The sequence below is a fragment of the Hymenobacter piscis genome, assembly GCF_018760735.1.
Classification (GTDB): Bacteria; Bacteroidota; Bacteroidia; order Cytophagales; family Hymenobacteraceae; genus Hymenobacter; species Hymenobacter piscis.
In genome coordinates this window covers 13,426-31,460 of record NZ_JAHHZN010000011.1, presented here as the reverse complement: position 1 = coordinate 31,460, position 18,035 = coordinate 13,426, and the positions used below count along the sequence as shown (strand labels likewise).

Here is an 18,035-nt window from a genome sequence, read left to right as displayed (position 1 = left end):
TCGATCAACTTTCTTTCGCGGCGGCTGGCGGAATTTGCTTGGCCCGTTCCCAATACACGTCCATCTGGGCCAAGGTGAGGTCACGAAGTTGGTGGCCATCCTGGGCGGCCTGGGTTTCAAGATACTGAAAACGGTGGATGAACTTGCGGTTGGTCCGCTCCAGGGCTTCCTCGGGGTTGATGCCCGCGTGGCGGGCGAAGTTGATGAGCGAGAATAAAACGTCCCCGAATTCGGCCGCCGTACGCTCGGGACTGGCCGTAGCGGAGTCAGCGTCGGCAAACTCGGCTCCAAACTCCGCCAACTCTTCCTGCACCTTCTCCCACACCTGTTCCGGTTTTTCCCAGTCGAACCCCGCACCGCGGGCCTTTTCCTGAATGCGCATGGCTTTGACCAGCGCCGGCAGTGAGGTAGGTACGCCGCCGAGCACGGAGGTGTTGCCTTTCTCCTGAAGTTTGAGCTGCTCCCAGTTCTGCTTGACCTGCTCCTCCGTTTCCGCCTTTGCATCGCCATAAATGTGCGGATGCCGGAAGATGAGCTTTTCACACTGGGCATGGAGCACATCAGCAATGTCAAACGCCCCCTGTTCGCTGGCAATTTTGGCGTAAAACGTGAGGTGCAGCATCACGTCGCCGAGTTCCTTTTTCAGGTCGGGCAGATCGTGACGGATAATGGCGTCGCTGAGCTCGTAGGTTTCCTCAATGGTGAGGTGGCGCAGGCTTTCCAGGGTCTGTTTCCGGTCCCAGGGACACTCGGCCCGCAGGCGCTCCAGCACGTCCAGCAGGCGGCCAAAAGCCTTCAGCTGTTCTTCCCGGCGGGGGGGGAGGGTAGTTTCCATCAGGCCAAATATACAATGGCTTACGGCATTCCCTGTGCCTACACGAGTACGATTAGGGCGGAAAGCATCCGAAACCAGAACTTCTTTCGTAGGGAAAGCTAGCGGGGTTGGCTACTTTTGCGGCCTCTTTCGGGTGATTTCGCCCACATCCATTTTAGCAGTAAGCACGTGGCACTGATCAAATCCATCTCGGGTATCCGGGGCACTATCGGCGGCGCAGCCGGCGACGGTCTGACGCCCCTCGACATCGTTAAATACGCCGCTGCCTTCGGCACGTGGGTACTGGAAAAAACGCAGAACAACCTCATCATCATCGGCCGCGACGCCCGCCTTTCCGGCGACATGGTCAACCGCCTCGTGACGGCCACGCTCCAGGGCTTGGGCATCAATGTGATTGATCTGGGTATGAGCACTACGCCGACTGTGGAAATGGCCGTGCCCGCCAAAAAGGCTGGCGGCGGCATTATTCTCACGGCCTCGCACAACCCCAAGCAGTGGAATGCCCTAAAGCTGCTTAACCACAAAGGCGAGTTCATTTCGGACGAGGACGGCAAGCAGGTACTGGCCCTGGGTGACTCCGAGTCGTTCGATTTTGCGCCTGTAACCAAGCTGGGCAGCTACACCACCGACGACACTTTCCTGCAGCAGCACATTGAGGCCATTCTGGCCCTGCCTCTGGTGGATAAAGCCGCCATTCAGGCCAAAAACTTCCGCGTGGTGGTAGACGCCGTGAATTCCACGGGCGGTTTTGCCGTGCCGATGCTGCTGGAGCAGCTGGGCGTGGAGGTAATTGAAAAGCTGTTCTGCGAGCCGACCGGCGACTTCGCCCACAATCCCGAGCCGCTACCCGAAAACCTGCGCGAAATTGCCCGGGTGCTCGAAAAAGGCTCCTTCGACCTGGGCATCGTGGTGGATCCTGACGTGGACCGTCTGGCCCTCGTGAACGAGGACGGCAGCATGTTCGGGGAGGAATATACGCTGGTAGCCGTGGCCGACTACGTGCTCCAGCAACTGGGCGGCGGCAACACCGTGAGCAACCTGAGCAGCACCCGCGCCCTGCGCGACGTGACTGAGAAGCACGGCGGGCAGTACGCCGCCGCCGCCGTGGGCGAGGTGAACGTGGTGAATAAGATGAAGGAAACCAACGCCGTAATTGGCGGGGAGGGCAACGGCGGTATCATCTACCCCGAGCTGCACTACGGCCGCGACTCCCTGGTGGGCATTGCGCTGTTTCTGAGCCACCTGGCCAAAACCGGCCTGACCATGACGCGCCTGCGGGCTTCGTACCCAAACTACTTCATCTCGAAGAACAAGATTGAACTGACACCGGACATCAACACCGACCAGGTACTGGTGGAGATGGAAAAGCGCTACGCCAAGCATCAAGTGAACACCATTGACGGCGTGAAAATCGACTTTGATAAGGAGTGGGTACACCTGCGCAAATCCAACACCGAGCCCATCATCCGTATCTACGCCGAGTCGGAGTCCAACGCTACGGCTGACCATCTGGCCAACAAAATCATCGGTGATATCAAGGAAATTATCAACCAGTAGCGGCGAGGTGGTGAGATAGGGAAATGGTGAGTTGCCGTTCGGATGGTTCTATCGGTGCACGTAGCGCTGCCAGGACCGTTTGAACGGCAACTCAGTATTTTCCTATCTCTCCACTTCACAATTTCGCCACCGGGGAAACCCCTATTTTTGTGGCGAAATTATTCGGACCGGCCCGGGCGCCGGTCGTTACTGCCTTGCCGCGCCGCTCATGAACGTGTATTTCGATAACGCCGCCACGACTCCCCTGGACCCCGAAGTGCTGGAGGCCATGCTGCCGTTTCTGCAAAACCACTTCGGCAACCCCAGCAGCATCCACGGCCACGGCCGGCAGGTGCGCGCCGCCGTCGAGAATGCCCGTAAAACCGTGGCCCACCTCATCAATGCTGCCCCGGCCGAAATTGTGTTTACCTCCTGCGGGACGGAGGCCGACAACTACGCTGCTTTCGGGAGTGTGCGCACGCTGGGCCTGACGCACGGCATTACCTCCGCCCTGGAGCACCACGCCGTGCTGCACACCATGCAGGCCCTGGAAAAGCAGGGCATGGCGCTGAGCTACCTGCGCCACGATGCCCGCGGCCGTCTGGATCTGGAGCATCTGGAAGAGCTGCTGGCCGCGCACCCGCGCACTTTCGTGAGCCTGATGCACGCCAACAACGAAATCGGCAACCTCAACGACATTCAGGCCATCGGCGACATCTGCGCCCGGCACAAGGCCGTGTTTCACACCGATACGGTGCAGACCATGGGCCATTACCGTCACGATGTGCAGCAGTTGCCGGTGGATTTTCTGGTGGGCTCAGCCCACAAATTCCACGGTCCGAAGGGCGTTGGGTTCCTCTACCGCCGCTCGGGCCAGACGGTGGATACGCTCATTCACGGTGGCTCCCAGGAGCGCAACCAGCGTGCCGGCACCGAGAACGTGTACGGTATTGTGGGCCTGGCCAAGGCGCTCGAAATTGCCTACCGCGACATGGCCGACCACCAGCAGCACATCCAGGGCCTAAAAGACCGGTTTATGGCGAAGCTGCGCACGGAAATCGACGGAGTAGAATTCAACGGCACCTCGGCCGAGGCCGACCAGAGCCTGTACACGGTGCTGAGCGTGAGCTTGCCGCCCTCTGATATGAATGAGATGCTGCTCTTCAACCTCGATATCAACCGCATCTCGGTGTCGGGCGGCTCGGCCTGTACCAGCGGGGCCAACGCCGGCTCCCACGTGCTCACCGCCCTGGGCTGCGACCCCACCCGCGGCACCATCCGCTTCTCGATGAGCAAGTACAACACGGCGGAGGAAGTGGATTATGCCGTGGAGCAGCTGGCCAAAATGTACCGCAAAGTACCCGCTTAAGCGGTGAATCTGGTGCATGAGTGCAGTAGCGAATAAGTGAACCGGGCCGTCATTGCGAGGCCGGTGGCCGAAGCAATCCGTCCTTCACCTTCTTCCCATCTTCGACCTGTCTTAAAGCCCCTGACGTGCGCACGTCAGGGGCTTTGTGTTTACCAGGATTTTTTGACTGCGGAAAGGACGGATTGCATCAGTTGCGCCTCATGATTACAGTCCTACTCACCCATCTGCTACTTCACTCATTCACCACTTCCCTTCCGCGCCGCCGCCGCCGGTCTGGCCGCCCCCGAACTGGAAGCCGGGCTCCGGGGCCTGAGGGGCGTGGGCCGTCTGAGCGACGATGAGGGCTTCCAGGTTGAGGCCCGGTCGTTCCGACGGGGCATCGTCGGGGTCGGCCGTAAGGCCGTGACGGGGCGTGCGCAGGTAGCGCAGCGCCAGGGCCATGAGTGCCACCAGGCCGGCTCCGATCAAGGCACTGGCCACGGCGGGGGGAAGAACCGAGTGGTAGAACCGCACGGTGTAGCCCGAAAAAGCCAGCGCGGCCAGGCCCGTCAGGAGCCAGACCCGGTCGGGGCGGCGCAGGCCGTGGGCAAGGTAGGCCAGCGGAAGGAGGGCTGTGAGCAGGTAGAAAATCAGCGCGAAGGGAATCTGCCGGGAAACGTAGTCGCCGCTCAGGGCCGCGTTGGCTTCGCGCACCATCAGGTAGTTGCCGCCCAGGTAAAACGTAGCCAGGGCCAGGGCTTTGAGCGTGAGCAGGCAGTAGCGGTAGTACCAGTAATCGGGACGGCGGCCCAGGCGACGCACCAGGTAATAAAGGCCCACGGCGGCGGCCATGACGGCAAACGGCAGCAGCAGCCGGCCGCTGCCGAAGCGCAGCAACAGGTTGGCCAGCAGGGCCAGCGTGGTTAGGTAGGCGGCAGCTGCCACCAGCGGATCGGCGTAGCTTACCGTGGCCAGTAGCAGCAGCCCCAGCACCGGTACCAATAGCAGCGGCAGATAAGCGGAGCCGAGGGTGAGCCAGTCGCCCTCAACAGGCGGCCGCCCCACTTCCAGGAAGCAGAAGACGGTGGCGGCGGCAAAGCCGAGACTGAGGTAGAGCAGGGCTTGGTCGGAGCCGGCGTGGTAGAGCCGGGAGGTGCGAATCAGGTTAAGCAGTACAAACTGCCCTGCCAGGGCCGCCAGCAGAAAGGTGGAGCCGAACACCAGCGTTTCGCGGCCTGCATGGTACGAGTGGGTATCCGTGAGGGAGTAAATGAACAGGCCCAGCAAACCCGCCGCCACCAAGTAGGCCAGGCTCACGAGCAGAAAGAGCAGAATCCGCAGGTAGATGGTGGGACGGTAGAAGTCCAGCGGATAAGCCGCCCGGATGGCTTCCAGTTGCGGCTGGGGCAGCCGCCCGGCGCGGTGCCAGCGTTGGGCCGCCTGCCGCATGGCTTCGTGATGAGCCCAGGCGGGATTATAGATTTTGCGCATGAGCAGCGGTGCCGGCCAGCCGTTTGAGGTGCGTAAGAAACCACACGGCTGCCACGGCGGAAACCAGGAAATAATACAGGCAGAACGTGAACCATAATTCGCTCCCACTGGTCCCCAGGCTGTCGAAGAACCGGAAGAGGCCGTAGGTGAGAGCCACGTAGCCGTAGGCCGCGCCCAGCAGCAGGAAAACATGAGCGTGAGCCCGCCGGCCGTACCAGAACAGCCCGGCACTCACGCCCAGAATCAGCAGAACCAGCAGCCCGGCGGGCCGCAGCACTTCGGCGAACAGGGCGGCCGTGGCGGCGGCCAGCAGCAGGTTGCCGCCCAGCAGCAGGTAGGTGTAGGCGAAGTGGGCCTTGCGGTGGCGGGTTTCGCTCAGCCAGCCTGCTACCAGCAGCGCCGCCCCCAGTCCCAGCGCGGCCCGGCTAACCGGCGCGGTCAGAAACTGATTTTCGAAGATGGACAACGGCTGCACGCTCAGGCCGGCCCAGGCGGCCAGGGCCGTAATGCCCATCGAGAGCACGCCCCGGTGGTCGAGGCGGTAGGCGAGGTAGAAGAACAGGGCCGCTGGCACGGCCAGGGCCAGTCCGTAGCGGGTGCCGAAGAGGGTATACTGGGCCTGCAGGTAGCCTTCGAGAACCAGAAACAGCAAACAACCCAGCAGCAGCAGGTAATCGGGCAGCAGTCCGGAGTTGGGTACCTGGGCCCAGCTGAAAGGCCGTCGGTGCCGGGCCGCGTACGTAAAGCAGGCGGCCGTCAGCAGGCTGATGAGGACCACTACCGCGCCGTGGCCGAGGTCATCGAGGTGGTCGTAGAGTAATACGCCCAGGCCGCCGCTGAGCAGGGTAATGCCCAGGTAGAGCAGGGTGCGGATTTCGTAGTGCAGTGAGAACGGGCGGGTGCGCTCATGGGCTTCAAGGCCCGCGGCCTGTTCGGGTTCGAGCAGGCCGCGGGCCCGTAATTCCGCAATAAGGGGGAGAACACGCATGGGCCTGGGCAGGGGATGAGGAGGCTAAACATAGCAGTTTGCCGGCAGTATGGAAGCGTTTGTATCGACAAGAGTGAATATTCGGGAACCGAATCATAATTTGCCCGGCCGCGTAAGGCTAGCGCGTACCCGTGTTTCTCCTTGCTTTCTTCTTTCCGTATGGCCGACATCAACATTCAGCGCAAGAAAAATACGCCCAGCCCCTGGCTTCTGATTCTGCTGGTGTTGGCCGTGGTAGCCGTGGGGGCCTATTTTCTGCTTCGGGCCGATGCGAATGCGCCCCGTGCATTACCCCCTTCGCCGCCGCCACCCGCTGCTACGCCCGTCGATAGCCTCAGCGGGGCCGAAACCGGCCCCCGTCCCGCCCCCGATGACGTGAACAGCCTGGCTGCTGAGTCGGCCCCGGTTACGCCCGAGGTGCTGGCTGCCTTTGCTGCCTCCGATGCCGCCCGCCCCACTTATGGCCGGGAAGGACTGCGCCTGCTGACGGCCGCCCTGGTGGGCCTCGCCGACCGCGACGACCTGCGCACGCCCCTCATCCAGACCCGCCGCGACGACCTGACCAGCGCCACCAGCCGCCTCGAGGAGCCCGCCGCCAGTCTGCGCCCCGGCTACGTAGCGGCGGCCGCTCTTATGCAGGCCATGCAACAGCAGGGCTACCCCGAGCTGCAGCCCGCCGCGCAGCAGCTCAGCGCCCAGGCGGCCGAGCTCAGCGGCCGGTCGGCCACGGCCGCCGAACAGCAGGCCCTGCGCGACTACTTCACGCGGGCTGCCGACCTGGTCCGGGCGCTTAGCGCTCCATCGGTAGCGCAATAGCGCGCTGGGCCCCATCCTGTACTACTTCCTTAACCGCGGCATGCTCCGCAACCGTCCAGTATTCCTATGCAACCTGCTCCCGACCCCATCCCCTCAGGCCAGGGCCTGCACCTGCGCCGCCTGCACGACCTCACCGAGTTTGAAGTAGCCGACGACAACCCCGATGTGCGCGGCTGGGCCGTGCGCGGGGCCGATGGCCGCCGGTTCGGGCAAGTATTTGAGCTGATTGTGGACGTGGACGCTCTCAAGGTGCGCTACCTCGATATCGAGCTGGACGAGGCGCTGGGCCTGAGCGAGCGGGACCGCCACATTCTGCTGCCCATTGGCGTGGCCGCCCTCGACGAGGATGCCGACAACGTTTTCGTGCCCTCGCTCACCTACGAGTCGGTGACGCACTACCCGCCCTACGCCGAAATTCAGATCAGCCGGGAGTATGAGCAGGCCATGCTGCGCGCCCTGAATCTGCCGCTGCCCGCCGCCGAACCGGATTTCTACAACCAGCCCGGCTACGACGGCTCCACGTTTTACCAGCGGCGCCGGCTGCATTAGGCCGCAAGCCGCCCCGCCGTTTGCGTGGCCTCTGGAGTAGCCACGCAACCATCCGGCCCGTCCGGTCCGGTTAAGGACTTCGGACGGGCCGGATGGGAAAAGGCGCAACGGAGCAGCCGGGTGCAGGTTTTTTCGCCGGCTGACAACCGCCTACTCAGTTGCGGCGGATCATGCCGGCTACGGCGTCCACCCACAGGGGGTGGGTGTTGAGGCTGGGCACGAGCTGCCAGTGCTGGCCGCCGGCCTCCTCAAACATTTCCTTGAATTCCTCGCCTACTTCAATGGTGGTTTCCAGGCAGTCGGCCACGAAGGCGGGGCTAAAGGCCAGCACGCTCTTGATGCCTTTGGCCGGGTATTCTTTGATAACCTCGTCGGTGTAGGGCTGTAGCCACGGGTCGCGGAGGCGGCTTTGCAGGCGGCTCTGGAACGTGGTGGTGTACTGCTCGGGCGTCAGGCCCAGGGCTTTGCCCAGCTGGCGCGAGGTTTCGAAGCACTGGGCCCGGTAGCAATAGCGGTTGTTCTTGTTGTAGCTGGCGCAGCAGCTGCCCAGCTTGCAGTAGCCCTTGTGGCTGCCCTTGAGCACGTGCCGCTCCGGGATGCCGTGGTAGCTGAATACCACGTGGTCGTAATCGTGCTTGGCCATTTCAGCCAGGCCCAGGGCCGCGAAGGTTTCGATGAAGCCGGGCTCGTCCACAAAGTTGCTGATGAAGCTGATGCTGGGCACCACCCACCAGTCCTTCACGATGTCCATCACCTTCTCCTGCACCGAGCCGGTGCTGGCCGCCGCGTACTGCGGAAACAGCGGCAGCACAATAATGCGGCGCACGGCCGCGTCGCGCAGCTCTTGCAGGGCACTCTCAATGCTGGGGTTCTGGTAGCGCATGCCGAAGGCCACCAGGTACTCGTCGCCGAGCTGCTGCTGCACCAGCTTCTGCAGATCGAGGCCGTGGAAGAGCAGGGGAGAGCCGCGCTCGGTCCAGAGCTGCTGGTAGATTTTGGCCGATTTGGGCGCCCGCAGCGGCACCACCAGCCCCCGGAACAGGGGGTAGCGGATGGCGGCCGGCATGTCCACCACGCGGCCGTCGGTCAGGAATTCGTTCAGGTAACGCCGCACGTCGGGCGTCTGGGGCGAGTCGGGCGTGCCGAGGTTGACGAGCAGCACACCGATGCGGCCTGGGTTGGAAGCGGACATTTTTTTGAGCTGATAGCTAGTAGCTGCTGGCTGTTAGCTTGTTAGGGTAAAGTCTTCAGCAGCCCCGTTGAAAGCCGGGCGCTGGCTGGATATGTAACCGCAAAGGTGGCCGGTTATCCTTAACCAAGCCACAAAAATGCGAGCGGCCGTTCGCTACCAGCTAGCTGCCCAAAGCTATCAGTAGCGAACGGCTCAAAATAGCTGTATCTTTGCAGCCCTAAATTTCAGATACTGAAATGAATACCGAACCAACTCCGCACCGCGCTGGCTTTGTGAGCATTATCGGCAAGCCCAACGTGGGCAAGTCCACGCTCATGAACGCCCTGATGGGCGAGCGGCTCAGCATCGTCACGAGCAAGGCCCAGACCACGCGCCACCGCATCCTGGGCATCCTCAACGGCGACGACTTCCAGCTCGTCTACTCCGATACGCCCGGCATCATCCAGCCCAAGTACGAGCTGCACAACGCCATGATGTCGTTCGTGTACTCTTCCCTGGAAGACGCCGACGTGGTGTTGTTCGTGACCGATATTTACGAGAAGCACGACGAAGAACCTGTGGTAGAGCGCCTGCGCAAGATGACCGATACGCCCATTCTGCTGCTGGTGAATAAAATCGACCAGGCCGACCAGGCCGAGGTGGAAGCCAAGGTAGACTACTGGCGCGAACACCTGCCCAACGCGGCCCGGGTGCTGCCCATTTCGGCCCTCGAAAAGTTCGGGACCGGCGAGCTGCTCGACCTTGTGCTGGGCTACCTGCCCGTGCACCCGCCCTACTACCCCAAGGACGAGCTCACCGACAAGCCCGAGCGCTTCTTCGCAGCCGAAATGATCCGGGAAAAAATTTTCAAGCTCTACAAAAAGGAGGTTCCCTACAGCTGCGAGGTCGAAATTGAGGAGTTCAAGGAAGACGACGACATCATCCGGATGCGCTCCATTATCTACGTGGAGCGGGCCAGCCAGAAGGGCATCATCATCGGCCAGCAGGGTGTGGCCCTCAAAAAAGTAGGCACCTGGGCCCGGGAGGAGATGGAGAAATTCTTTCAGAAGAAAGTCTTCCTCGAAATCTACGTCAAGGTCAACGAGAATTGGCGCACCGACCCCAAAGCCCTAAACCGCTTCGGGTACAATCAATAATATTTAGTACGTCATTCCGAGCGCAGCCGAGGAACCTCGCGGGCTGATGTTGCCAAATTGATGTCTTTACAATGAGCAGGATTGCCTGGTTGCGCTTCAGATAACGAGTACAGACTAATTTAACCACTTGCTGAGATAAGCACTGCTCAAATAACTAATGATTCCAGACGATATGCCCGGCTGGTTGGTACTGCTGATAGCCATACTAGTTTTTGTGACTGGAATTATTCTATGGATTCAGGCTCAAACCGATTATCAGAAACATCGTCCCGAGCAGGAAACAATGCCTGATTGGTCACGCCAGTCCCGTCAGTCGCGATTGCCCCGGCAGTTTATGAACGCAGTAGGCACCATTCTGCTGGCTTTATATCTGCTGGTAGCGGCCTGGCACAGATTGTAAAAGCTTCAAAATACAACTCCGACCACTCACAACTCACTTAACTACTCCGGGCACTGCCGAACTTGGTCGGGCCGGCGGCTGGAGTCAGACGCATGAAAAATACCATTGCCATTGTCGGGCGCCCCAACGTGGGCAAATCGACCCTTTTTAACCGCCTCGTCGGTCAGCGCAAAGCCATTATGGACGACGAGAGCGGCGTCACCCGCGACCGGCACTACGGCTACGGCGACTGGACGGGCAAGTACTACACCGTGATTGACACCGGCGGGTACGTGCACAACTCCGACGACATCTTTGAAGGCGAAATCAACAAGCAGGTCAAGCTGGCCATTGATGAAGCCGATGTGGTGCTGTTCATGGTCGATTCCATGGAAGGCGTGCACAGCCTCGACGAGGAGTTTGCCAGCGTACTGCGCCGCTACCAGGGCAAAAAGCCCATCTACATCGTGGCCAACAAGGCCGATACCAACTCCCGCATTCACGCCTCGGGCGAATTCTACGCCCTGGGCGTGGGCGACGGGGAAATCTTCCCGATTTCCTCGGCCAGCGGCTCCGGCACCGGTGATTTGCTCGATATGGTAATCAGCCATTTCGAGGACGAAGGGGTGGAAGAGCCCGACCTGGGCATTCCCAAAATTGCCGTCGTTGGCCGGCCCAACGTGGGCAAGTCGTCGTTCGTGAACCTGCTGCTGGGCACCGACCGCAGCATCGTGACCGATATTGCCGGCACCACCCGCGACTCCATCCAGGCCCGCTACAACGCCTTTGGCAACGAGTTCATGCTGGTGGATACGGCCGGTCTGCGCCGCAAAACCAAGGTGCACGAAGACGTGGAGTTCTACTCCGTGCTCCGCTCCCTGCGCGCCCTGGAAGAAGCCGACGTGTGTGTGGTGATGCTGGACGCTACCCGCGGCATTGAGGCCCAGGACGTGAACATCATCGGTCTGGCCGACAAGAACCGCAAGGGCATTGTAATTCTGGTCAACAAGTGGGACCTGATCGAGAACAAGGAAACCAATACGGCCAAGGAGTTCGAGGCCCGCATCATGGAGAAGATTGCGCCCATTGCGTACCCACCCGTGATTTTCACCTCCGTGCTCACCAAGCAGCGCGTGCACAAGGCCATCGAAACGGCCATCGAAGTGTACAACAACAAGCGCCGCAAAATCTCGACCTCGGAGCTGAACGAGGTTATGCTCAAGGAAATTGAGAAGTACCCGCCGCCCATCCAGAAGGGCAAAATGGTGCGCATCAAATACGCTACCCAGCTGCCCACCCACAACCCGGTGTTTGCCTTCTTCTGCAACCTGCCCCAGTACGTGAAGGAGAGCTACGCCCGCTACCTCGAAAACCGGATGCGGGAGCACTTCGACTTCACCGGCGTACCCATCGGTATTGTGTTCCGGAAAAAATAAGTAACCCCAAAAAAGCCCCTGAATGTCCGCTAAGGCTGTTTTAGGGTGGCAGGTGAAAAAAAGGTGCATTTTTTTTCATCCGCCGGGTTACCTCCGCCGCTTTCGGGTATAAAGCCCCAAATCAGCCGGTAGTTCTGAGGAACCGGCGGCCTGGTTTATCAAATAAGACTTTCCAAATTCTCTCAACAACCCCCATCATGAAAAAAGTACTGTTCCTCGCCCTGGCTGCTGTTTCTTTCTCGTTCGCTTCTTGCGACAGCAAGACCGAAGATGCTCAGGAGCAAGCTGCTGACAACGTAGAAGAAGCCGGCGAAATGAAGGCTGACGCTATGGAAGAGAAGGCTGACATGGTTCGTGACTCGGCCGATGCCAAAGCTGACGCTATGGAAAACGCCGCTGACGCTCAGGACGCTCCTGCTACGGCTCCTGCTCAGTAATTACTGCTGCATCCTTCACCGGGTGCAAAAAAAAGAGGCTTTCCGTTCGCGGGAAGCCTCTTTTTTTGTGCTCGAACTTGCCCCAGCTCCCTCCTTCGTCGCAATAGCTACTTCGGGCACTCATCCCAGCCGGCGCTGCAACAGCCCATCCACCCGCTTGAATAGCTTGCGGGGCGGGTACGTCCGCCAGGGAAGCTCGTCGAGCTCCCCGCCGAAGTTGAGGTAACTGTCAATGTTATACTGGCGCATTTCGCGGATAACGTGCTCCTGGAAGTTGACGGCCGCAATCCAGCCATCCTCCACGTCCTCGAACCACTCCTCGTAGTAGCAGTCGTCGGAGCCGTGGAAGTTGAACACGTTTTCGCCCACCAGCACGAATTTGGTGATGCCCTCGTGGGTCATCAGGTCGATGATGTTGCGCTTGAGCTGCATTACATCGTTCTCGATGGCGTCGTTCCACTCCCCGATGAACTCAATGATGGCCGCGCCCAGCTCGTAATCCACGAACAGAATCTTCAGAAACAGCGTCTCGGAGCCCAGGCTGTCCCATTGCGGGTGGATGTAGTACCCGTAGATGGTGTTCACGTAAGAATCCAGGCTGTTTTCGGCCTCGTGAAGCGGCGAAAGCGGGTCCTCGGCGGCCGAATACTGGTCCTGCCAGGCGTAGTGGGGTTCGATGGTGTGCATAGGGGAGAAATGCGAAAAGGAAGCACCCGTATCAGCCCTCAAGCCTGCGGAGCCACAATTATCATTCCCTGCTAACTCCGAAAAAAGCCCGCTGGTTTCCAACTCGTCCCGAATTCCGGGGCTAAAATCCGTATTGGAGAAAAGGTCGGCTAGTGCCCGTGGTAGGCGGCCAGGGCGGCCCGCACCGAGCCGTGGAGCTCCAGCAGCTCGGCGGCTTTGGGCTGGCCAATGCGCAGCTCTTCCATCAGCATTCGTTCGCCCCGGTCCACCAGTTTGGCGTTGCTGAGCTGCATGTCCACCATTTTGTTGCCCTTCACGCGGCCCAGCCGGATGAAGGTGGCGGTGGTGAGCATGTTGAGCACCAGCTTCTGGGCGGTGCCGGCCTTGAGGCGGGTGCTCCCGGTCACAAATTCCGGCCCCGTCACTACTTCCACCGGAAACTCCGCGGCGGCGGCCACGGCTGAATCCGCGTTGCACACGATGCAGCCCGTAGCCAGCCCGTGCCGCCGGGCCTGCTCCAGCCCGCCAATCACGTAGGGCGTCCGGCCCGAGGCGGCAATGCCTACCACAATATCCTTGTTGTTGATATCGAAGGCCTGCAAGTCCTGCCAGGCCTGCCGAGCATCGTCCTCGGCATTTTCCACGGCTTTGCGAATGGCCGAGTCGCCGCCCGCAATCAACCCGATGACCACGCCCTGGGGCACCCCGAAGGTGGGTGGGCACTCCGAGGCATCCAGAATCCCGAGTCGGCCGCTGGTGCCCGCCCCGATGTAGAATAGCCGCCCGCCCGCCCCCAACCGGGCCACAGTAGCCTCCACCAGTGCTGCCAGCTGCGGCAGGGCCTGGGCCACGGCCCGGGGCACCGTCTGATCCACCTGGTTCATGCCGGCCAGCAGAGCGGCGGTGGGAAGGGTTTCGAGGTCGTTGAATTCGGAAGGGCTTTCGGTCGTCATGATGGAGCAGGAGCGGTTGTAATCTGTTCGTGGTTGCAGTTGGCGACTATAGTCCTGGGGCTTTAGTCCGGAGCGAAATAGGAGGAAGGGCCAATGATGAGCTCTGGACTGAAGTTCGGGCCGCAGCTACGCCAGCTGCCCAATAACCGGGAACCGGTCGAAAACGTTGGGCGTGTGGGGCGCGTCGTGGTCCAGTTCGCGGGTCAGGTCCTGACCGGCCCAGTGCTCATAGTGGTTGCCGCGCTTCCAGAGGCGGGAGCGGGTCACGTCGTAAATCAGCCCCCGATAGGCCACCCAGATTTCGTCCCGGTCCTGGCCGTTGCGCAGGGCCAGCTGGCTGCGGGTGTAGGTGGGGCGGTTGGTTGTTAGGGCTTCGTTGTCAGTTGTTAGGGGCATACAGGTCTTATGGAATCAAACAGGTTCTGACAACTAACAACTACGCACCAACAACCAATTACCCCAACAACGCCTGCGTCAGAATCCAGCGGTGGGGCACGTCGCCCTGGGCGGCGCGCAGGTAGTCCTGGTAGCTGCAGGGCACGATGCGGCGGGTGTTACCCGTCAGGTTCACCACTTCCATCCACCAGCGGTCCGTCTGCTGGGATTTGTAGAACACAATGCGGTCCGGTCCGTCGTCGTGGGCTGCCTCATCGTCGGCCTGAAAGCTGTAGCGGGCCGGGCCGTGCAGGCCGGCGGCGTAGCGCACAAAGCTGGGGCCGCGGAAATCGGTTTCGCGTCGGCGGTAGTAGTAGCCTTCTATAAAGTACCAGAGCATGGTGGCCTGCACCAGGGCGGCTAACCCGTGGGTATCGTGGTCGGGACGGTAGCCGTAAAGACCAAAGGAGGTAAGCTGGTCGTTGCAGCCGGCGTACCAGGCCAGCTTGGCGGCTTCCTCGTTAGTGAGGCCGAAGGGGTTGGCCGGAAAATACCCGGGCGCATCGTTCCAGCGCAGGGCCGCAATATCGAAGCTCACGAAATCGGCCTGGCGCAGCAGGGGCTCGGCCTGGCGGATGTCGTCCCGGATCTGGCCCACCCGCAGCGTCTCGAAGTGCAGCTTTTCCAGGGCCGTCAGCACATCGGGAGCCACCAGGTACTGCTGGTGGGCGAGCTGGGTGAAGTTGAACAGGAAGGTAGGCGTGTGCAGCAGCATGCGGCGCAGGTGGCTGTCCTCGGCCGCGGCGCCCTCGGGCTCGGCCATGTCCACGCGGGCGTCAATGGTGGCGAAGCTCACGGCCCGCTCCAGGGTTTCGTAGGCCAGAAACTGCCCGTAGTCGAGGTCGTGGGAGCCGCCCAGCAGCAGCGGAACCGTGCCGTGTTCGAGCAGGGCGGCAATAATTTCGCGCAGGCGCTGGTAGGTGTCTTCCAGGGTCAGGCCGGGCCGCAGGTTGCCCAGGTCCACGAGGCGGCAGGGGCCGCTGCCCTTCTGCAGCTGGTAGAGCTGGCGGCGCACGGCGTCGGCGCCGTGCGCCGCCGGGGCGCCGGCCGCACTGCCCCGCCATTCGTCCAGCCCGATCAGGGCCAGGTCGGCGGCGCGCCAATCCGGAAACGTATCCAGAAAGGGCGTTACGTAGCCGGCCAGGGTGGTGGCAGTAGCGGTAGCCGTTACCAGCTCCTCGGGGAGCGGGTCAAAGAAGATAGCCAGATTCATTGCGCGCAGAAGGAGCGGACCCCGACAAAGCTACGCAAAAGCGGGCCACGGCCCTATCGGTTTTCGGAAGGGAATAACCGTTTTTCCGCGAAAAAAGTAGTTATTTAAGCTGCCTTTTCCGCTTTCAGGTCTGCCTTGGCCCGCCGCGGGAAGCACGTCTCTCTCCCTTTTGCTACCTCCCACCTTAGTGCCCTCTCTCCGCATGGATATTCGCCGTACGTTTGATATTCTGCCTCATCTGCAGCAGAACTACAACAAACCCGACTGCTTCGCCGCCAAAATAAACGGCCAGTACACGCCCATGAGCACCGATGAGGTAGCGGCGCAGGTGAATCAGACCAGCCTGGGGCTCCGGTCCCTAGGCATTGGCAAGGATGATAAAGTGGCCATCATCTCCATGAACCGGCCCGAGTGGATGATTGCCGATTTTGCCATTGCCCAGCTCGGAGCTACCAGCGTGCCCATGTACCCAAGCATTACGGTAGAAGACTACCAGTACATCTTCGCTGATGCGGGCGTAAAAGCCGTACTGGTGTCTGATCAGAAGCTGCTCGATAAGGTACGCGAAGCCACCCAGGGGCTGTCCATTCCGGCCGAAAACGTGTTCACCTTCGATAAGCTGAGCGGCGCCCGCCATTTCGGCGAGTTGCTGGAAATCGGCAAAAAAGGCAACCCCGCCGACCTGGAGCCCCTGAAAGCCGCCGTCACGCCCGACGATTTGCTCACGCTCATCTACACCAGTGGCACCACCGGCAAGCCCAAGGGCGTCATGCTCACCCACAACAACCTGCTCAGCAACTGCCGCAATGCCCAGCGCTTCGTGCCCGTGACCAAGGACGACAAGGCCCTGAGCTTCCTGCCGCTCTGCCACATCTTTGAGCGCATGGTCACCCACCTCTACCTGATCAACGGCGTGAGCATTTACTACGCTGAGAGCATGGAAACCATTGCCGACAACCTGCGCGAAGTGAAGCCCGAAATCTTCACCACCGTGCCCCGTCTGCTGGAAAAGGTGTACGACAAGATTGTAGCCAAGGGCCACGAGCAAACCGGCGTCAAGAAGAACCTGTTCTTCTGGGCGCTGGATCTGGGCCTCAAGTACGATAACCAGCAGGACCACGGCTTCTTCTACAACACCCAGCTGGCCCTGGCCAACAAGCTCATCTTCAGCAAGTGGCGCGAAGCCCTGGGCGGCAACCTGCGCTGCATCGTGAGCGGGGGCGGGGCCCTGCAGCCGCGTCTGGCCCGCGTGTTCTGGTCGGCCGGCATCCGGGTGATGGAAGGCTACGGCCTCACCGAAACCTCGCCCGTTATTGCGGTGGGCGGCTTCGAGCCCGAAAACAACATGATTGGCACCGTGGGGCCCATCATCGACAACACGGAGGTGAAAATTGCCGCCGACGGCGAAATCCTTACCAAGTCGGAATCCGTGATGAAGGGCTATTACAACAAGCCCGAGCTCACGGCCAAGGAATTCGATGAGGAAGGCTGGTTCCACACCGGCGACATTGGGGAACTGGTGCAGGGCAAGTTCCTCAAAATCACCGACCGCAAAAAGGAGATGTTCAAAACCTCGGGCGGCAAGTACATTGCCCCGCAGGTGATTGAGGGCAAACTCAAGGAGTCTCCGCTCGTGGAGCAGTGCATGGTGGTCGGCGACGGTCAGAAATTCCCGTCGGCCCTGGTGATTCCCTCTTTCGACGACCTGAAAGGCTGGTGCAAGCGCAACGGCGTGGACTGCAACTGCTCCAACGAGCAGCTGATCAAAGACGAGAAAGTGGTGAAAATGTACGAGGACCTGGTGCACAAGCAGAACAAGGGCTTCGCGCAGTGGGAGCAGGTTAAGAAAATTGCCCTTCTGCCCCAGCTCTGGACCGTGGAAACCGGCGAAATGACGCCTACCATGAAGGTGAAACGTAAAGCCATTACGGAAAACAACAAGGACCTGATTGAAAGTCTCTATAACCGCGATGAGCGGCGGTAGCGACCTGAAAAGCCCCGTAGTCACCTGGTTGCGGGGCTTTTTATTGGCCAAGCCGGGCCGGAGAACCAAATTTTTTTAGGTGAGGTAGTATGCAAGCATAACATATTTCTGTATGTTTACCGGACGTGCAGCACCTCCCCATGACTCCCGAAGAAACCGTCGATTATAACATCAAAGTTGCCTGGCATGCCATTTCGCGTATGTACAATACGCAGGCCGCCAAGCACGACATCACCACGAGCATCGGCTTTGTGCTACTGAACATCGATCAGGAAAACGGCACGCCCGCGACCAAAATCGCGCCCCTGCTGGGCCTCGAAACCCGCTCCCTCACGCGCATTCTGCGCTCCATGGAAGAAAAAGGTCTGATCTATAAACAGGCCGACACCCAGGACAAACGCTCGGTGCGCATCTTCCTGACCGAGGAAGGCCTGCGCGGCAAGGAAATCTCCCGCCAGACGGTGCGCCACTTCAACCTGAAGGTGCGCGACAAAATCCCGCAGAGTGAGTTGAACGTGTTCTTCAAGGTAATCGGCCAGATTACGGGTATGATTGAGGGCAAAACGCTCTACGACGATTTCAAACTGAAACCTCTGCGCTCCGAGTCGCCGGCGTAAAGG

The 18,035-nt window shown here is 60.6% G+C and carries 18 protein-coding genes; 10 read left to right on the top strand and 8 right to left on the bottom strand.

Features of this window, described 5'->3' with window-relative positions; genetic code table 11:
* Positions 1–4 precede the first annotated feature (4 nt).
* Positions 5–835 (bottom strand): nucleoside triphosphate pyrophosphohydrolase, encoded by an 831-nt coding sequence (gene mazG, locus KLP40_RS12855; RefSeq protein WP_215594192.1) that lies wholly within the window; start codon positions 833–835, stop codon positions 5–7.
* A gap of 168 nt (positions 836–1,003) precedes the next feature.
* Between mazG and glmM the strand changes: the two genes are divergently transcribed.
* Positions 1,004–2,392: a phosphoglucosamine mutase gene (gene glmM, locus KLP40_RS12850; protein ID WP_215594191.1), complete on the top strand. Its 1,389-nt coding sequence runs from the start codon at positions 1,004–1,006 to the stop codon at positions 2,390–2,392.
* A 208-nt stretch (positions 2,393–2,600) separates the two neighbouring features.
* Complete coding sequence (locus tag KLP40_RS12845; RefSeq protein WP_215594190.1) at positions 2,601–3,740, top strand: cysteine desulfurase family protein; 1,140 nt, start codon at positions 2,601–2,603, stop codon at positions 3,738–3,740.
* Between the two features lie 240 nt (positions 3,741–3,980).
* On the opposite strand, the gene KLP40_RS12840 is transcribed toward KLP40_RS12845, so the two are convergent.
* Together KLP40_RS12840 and KLP40_RS12835 are read right to left on the bottom strand one after the other, a co-directional pair.
* Positions 3,981–5,210, bottom strand: a complete 1,230-nt coding sequence (locus KLP40_RS12840) for a hypothetical protein (RefSeq protein WP_215594189.1) — start codon at positions 5,208–5,210, stop codon at positions 3,981–3,983.
* On the bottom strand, positions 5,194–6,198 hold the full coding sequence (locus tag KLP40_RS12835) for a DUF2157 domain-containing protein (RefSeq protein WP_215594188.1): 1,005 nt from the start codon (positions 6,196–6,198) through the stop codon (positions 5,194–5,196). Before KLP40_RS12835 ends, KLP40_RS12840 begins: the two co-directional genes overlap by 17 nt.
* A gap of 159 nt (positions 6,199–6,357) precedes the next feature.
* Here KLP40_RS12835 and KLP40_RS12830 point away from each other — a divergent pair, with 159 nt between their 5' ends.
* Both KLP40_RS12830 and KLP40_RS12825 read left to right on the top strand, forming a co-directional pair.
* On the top strand, positions 6,358–7,014 hold the full coding sequence (locus KLP40_RS12830; protein WP_215594187.1) for a hypothetical protein: 657 nt from the start codon (positions 6,358–6,360) through the stop codon (positions 7,012–7,014).
* A 66-nt stretch (positions 7,015–7,080) separates the two neighbouring features.
* Positions 7,081–7,563, top strand: a complete 483-nt coding sequence (locus KLP40_RS12825; RefSeq protein ID WP_215594186.1) for a PRC-barrel domain-containing protein — start codon at positions 7,081–7,083, stop codon at positions 7,561–7,563.
* Positions 7,564–7,717: 154 nt separating this feature from the next.
* Here the strand turns inward: KLP40_RS12825 and hemH are convergent, their stop codons facing one another.
* Positions 7,718–8,755 (bottom strand): ferrochelatase, encoded by a 1,038-nt coding sequence (gene hemH, locus KLP40_RS12820; RefSeq protein ID WP_215594185.1) that lies wholly within the window; start codon positions 8,753–8,755, stop codon positions 7,718–7,720.
* A gap of 236 nt (positions 8,756–8,991) precedes the next feature.
* Here hemH and era point away from each other — a divergent pair, with 236 nt between their 5' ends.
* The 4 genes from era (at position 8,992) to KLP40_RS12800 (ending at position 12,143) form a co-directional block, all read left to right on the top strand.
* Complete coding sequence (era, locus tag KLP40_RS12815) at positions 8,992–9,891, top strand: GTPase Era (protein WP_215594184.1); 900 nt, start codon at positions 8,992–8,994, stop codon at positions 9,889–9,891.
* 157 nt (positions 9,892–10,048) lie between these two features.
* The gene (locus KLP40_RS12810) at positions 10,049–10,291 is read left to right on the top strand and encodes a hypothetical protein (RefSeq protein ID WP_215594183.1); all 243 of its coding nucleotides are present in this window, start codon (positions 10,049–10,051) and stop codon (positions 10,289–10,291) included.
* Between the two features lie 92 nt (positions 10,292–10,383).
* Complete coding sequence (gene der, locus KLP40_RS12805; RefSeq protein WP_215594182.1) at positions 10,384–11,706, top strand: ribosome biogenesis GTPase Der; 1,323 nt, start codon at positions 10,384–10,386, stop codon at positions 11,704–11,706.
* A 197-nt stretch (positions 11,707–11,903) separates the two neighbouring features.
* Positions 11,904–12,143, top strand: a complete 240-nt coding sequence (locus KLP40_RS12800) for a hypothetical protein (protein ID WP_215594181.1) — start codon at positions 11,904–11,906, stop codon at positions 12,141–12,143.
* Between the two features lie 120 nt (positions 12,144–12,263).
* Here KLP40_RS12800 and KLP40_RS12795 read toward each other — a convergent pair whose 3' ends face one another.
* From KLP40_RS12795 to KLP40_RS12780, 4 genes are all read right to left on the bottom strand, one after another.
* Entirely contained in the window at positions 12,264–12,830 is a 567-nt protein-coding gene (locus KLP40_RS12795; protein WP_215594180.1) for a hypothetical protein, read from the bottom strand.
* A gap of 149 nt (positions 12,831–12,979) precedes the next feature.
* Positions 12,980–13,783 (bottom strand): N-acetylmuramic acid 6-phosphate etherase, encoded by an 804-nt coding sequence (gene murQ, locus KLP40_RS12790; protein WP_215594179.1) that lies wholly within the window; start codon positions 13,781–13,783, stop codon positions 12,980–12,982.
* A 126-nt stretch (positions 13,784–13,909) separates the two neighbouring features.
* The gene (locus tag KLP40_RS12785) at positions 13,910–14,179 is read right to left on the bottom strand and encodes a cytochrome b5 domain-containing protein (protein ID WP_215594178.1); all 270 of its coding nucleotides are present in this window, start codon (positions 14,177–14,179) and stop codon (positions 13,910–13,912) included.
* Between the two features lie 58 nt (positions 14,180–14,237).
* On the bottom strand, positions 14,238–15,431 hold the full coding sequence (locus KLP40_RS12780; RefSeq protein ID WP_215594177.1) for a formimidoylglutamase: 1,194 nt from the start codon (positions 15,429–15,431) through the stop codon (positions 14,238–14,240).
* Between the two features lie 202 nt (positions 15,432–15,633).
* On the opposite strand from KLP40_RS12780, the gene KLP40_RS12775 reads away from it, so the two are divergent.
* Positions 15,634–17,415 carry an AMP-dependent synthetase/ligase gene (locus KLP40_RS12775; protein ID WP_215594176.1) on the top strand — a complete coding sequence of 594 codons (1,782 nt, stop codon included), beginning with the start codon at positions 15,634–15,636 and terminating at the stop codon, positions 17,413–17,415.
* A gap of 140 nt (positions 17,416–17,555) precedes the next feature.
* Positions 17,556–18,032 carry a MarR family winged helix-turn-helix transcriptional regulator gene (locus tag KLP40_RS12770; protein WP_215594175.1) on the top strand — a complete coding sequence of 159 codons (477 nt, stop codon included), beginning with the start codon at positions 17,556–17,558 and terminating at the stop codon, positions 18,030–18,032.
* The last annotated feature ends 3 nt before the right edge of the window (positions 18,033–18,035 follow it).

Excerpts from the sequence above, each read along its gene's own strand:
- mazG (WP_215594192.1), bottom strand. The coding sequence starts at position 835 with ATGGAAACTACCCTCCCCCCCCGCCGGGAAGAACAGCTGAAGGCTTTT.
- KLP40_RS12845 (WP_215594190.1), top strand. The coding sequence starts at position 2,601 with ATGAACGTGTATTTCGATAACGCCGCCACGACTCCCCTGGACCCCGAA.
- KLP40_RS12840 (WP_215594189.1), bottom strand. The coding sequence starts at position 5,210 with ATGCGCAAAATCTATAATCCCGCCTGGGCTCATCACGAAGCCATGCGG.
- KLP40_RS12835 (WP_215594188.1), bottom strand. The coding sequence starts at position 6,198 with ATGCGTGTTCTCCCCCTTATTGCGGAATTACGGGCCCGCGGCCTGCTC.
- KLP40_RS12830 (WP_215594187.1), top strand. The coding sequence starts at position 6,358 with ATGGCCGACATCAACATTCAGCGCAAGAAAAATACGCCCAGCCCCTGG.
- KLP40_RS12825 (WP_215594186.1), top strand. The coding sequence starts at position 7,081 with ATGCAACCTGCTCCCGACCCCATCCCCTCAGGCCAGGGCCTGCACCTG.
- hemH (WP_215594185.1), bottom strand. The coding sequence starts at position 8,755 with ATGTCCGCTTCCAACCCAGGCCGCATCGGTGTGCTGCTCGTCAACCTC.
- era (WP_215594184.1), top strand. The coding sequence starts at position 8,992 with ATGAATACCGAACCAACTCCGCACCGCGCTGGCTTTGTGAGCATTATC.
- KLP40_RS12810 (WP_215594183.1), top strand. The coding sequence starts at position 10,049 with ATGATTCCAGACGATATGCCCGGCTGGTTGGTACTGCTGATAGCCATA.
- der (WP_215594182.1), top strand. The coding sequence starts at position 10,384 with ATGAAAAATACCATTGCCATTGTCGGGCGCCCCAACGTGGGCAAATCG.
- KLP40_RS12800 (WP_215594181.1), top strand. The coding sequence starts at position 11,904 with ATGAAAAAAGTACTGTTCCTCGCCCTGGCTGCTGTTTCTTTCTCGTTC.
- KLP40_RS12795 (WP_215594180.1), bottom strand. The coding sequence starts at position 12,830 with ATGCACACCATCGAACCCCACTACGCCTGGCAGGACCAGTATTCGGCC.
- murQ (WP_215594179.1), bottom strand. The coding sequence starts at position 13,783 with ATGACGACCGAAAGCCCTTCCGAATTCAACGACCTCGAAACCCTTCCC.
- KLP40_RS12785 (WP_215594178.1), bottom strand. The coding sequence starts at position 14,179 with ATGCCCCTAACAACTGACAACGAAGCCCTAACAACCAACCGCCCCACC.
- KLP40_RS12780 (WP_215594177.1), bottom strand. The coding sequence starts at position 15,431 with ATGAATCTGGCTATCTTCTTTGACCCGCTCCCCGAGGAGCTGGTAACG.
- KLP40_RS12775 (WP_215594176.1), top strand. The coding sequence starts at position 15,634 with ATGGATATTCGCCGTACGTTTGATATTCTGCCTCATCTGCAGCAGAAC.
- KLP40_RS12770 (WP_215594175.1), top strand. The coding sequence starts at position 17,556 with ATGACTCCCGAAGAAACCGTCGATTATAACATCAAAGTTGCCTGGCAT.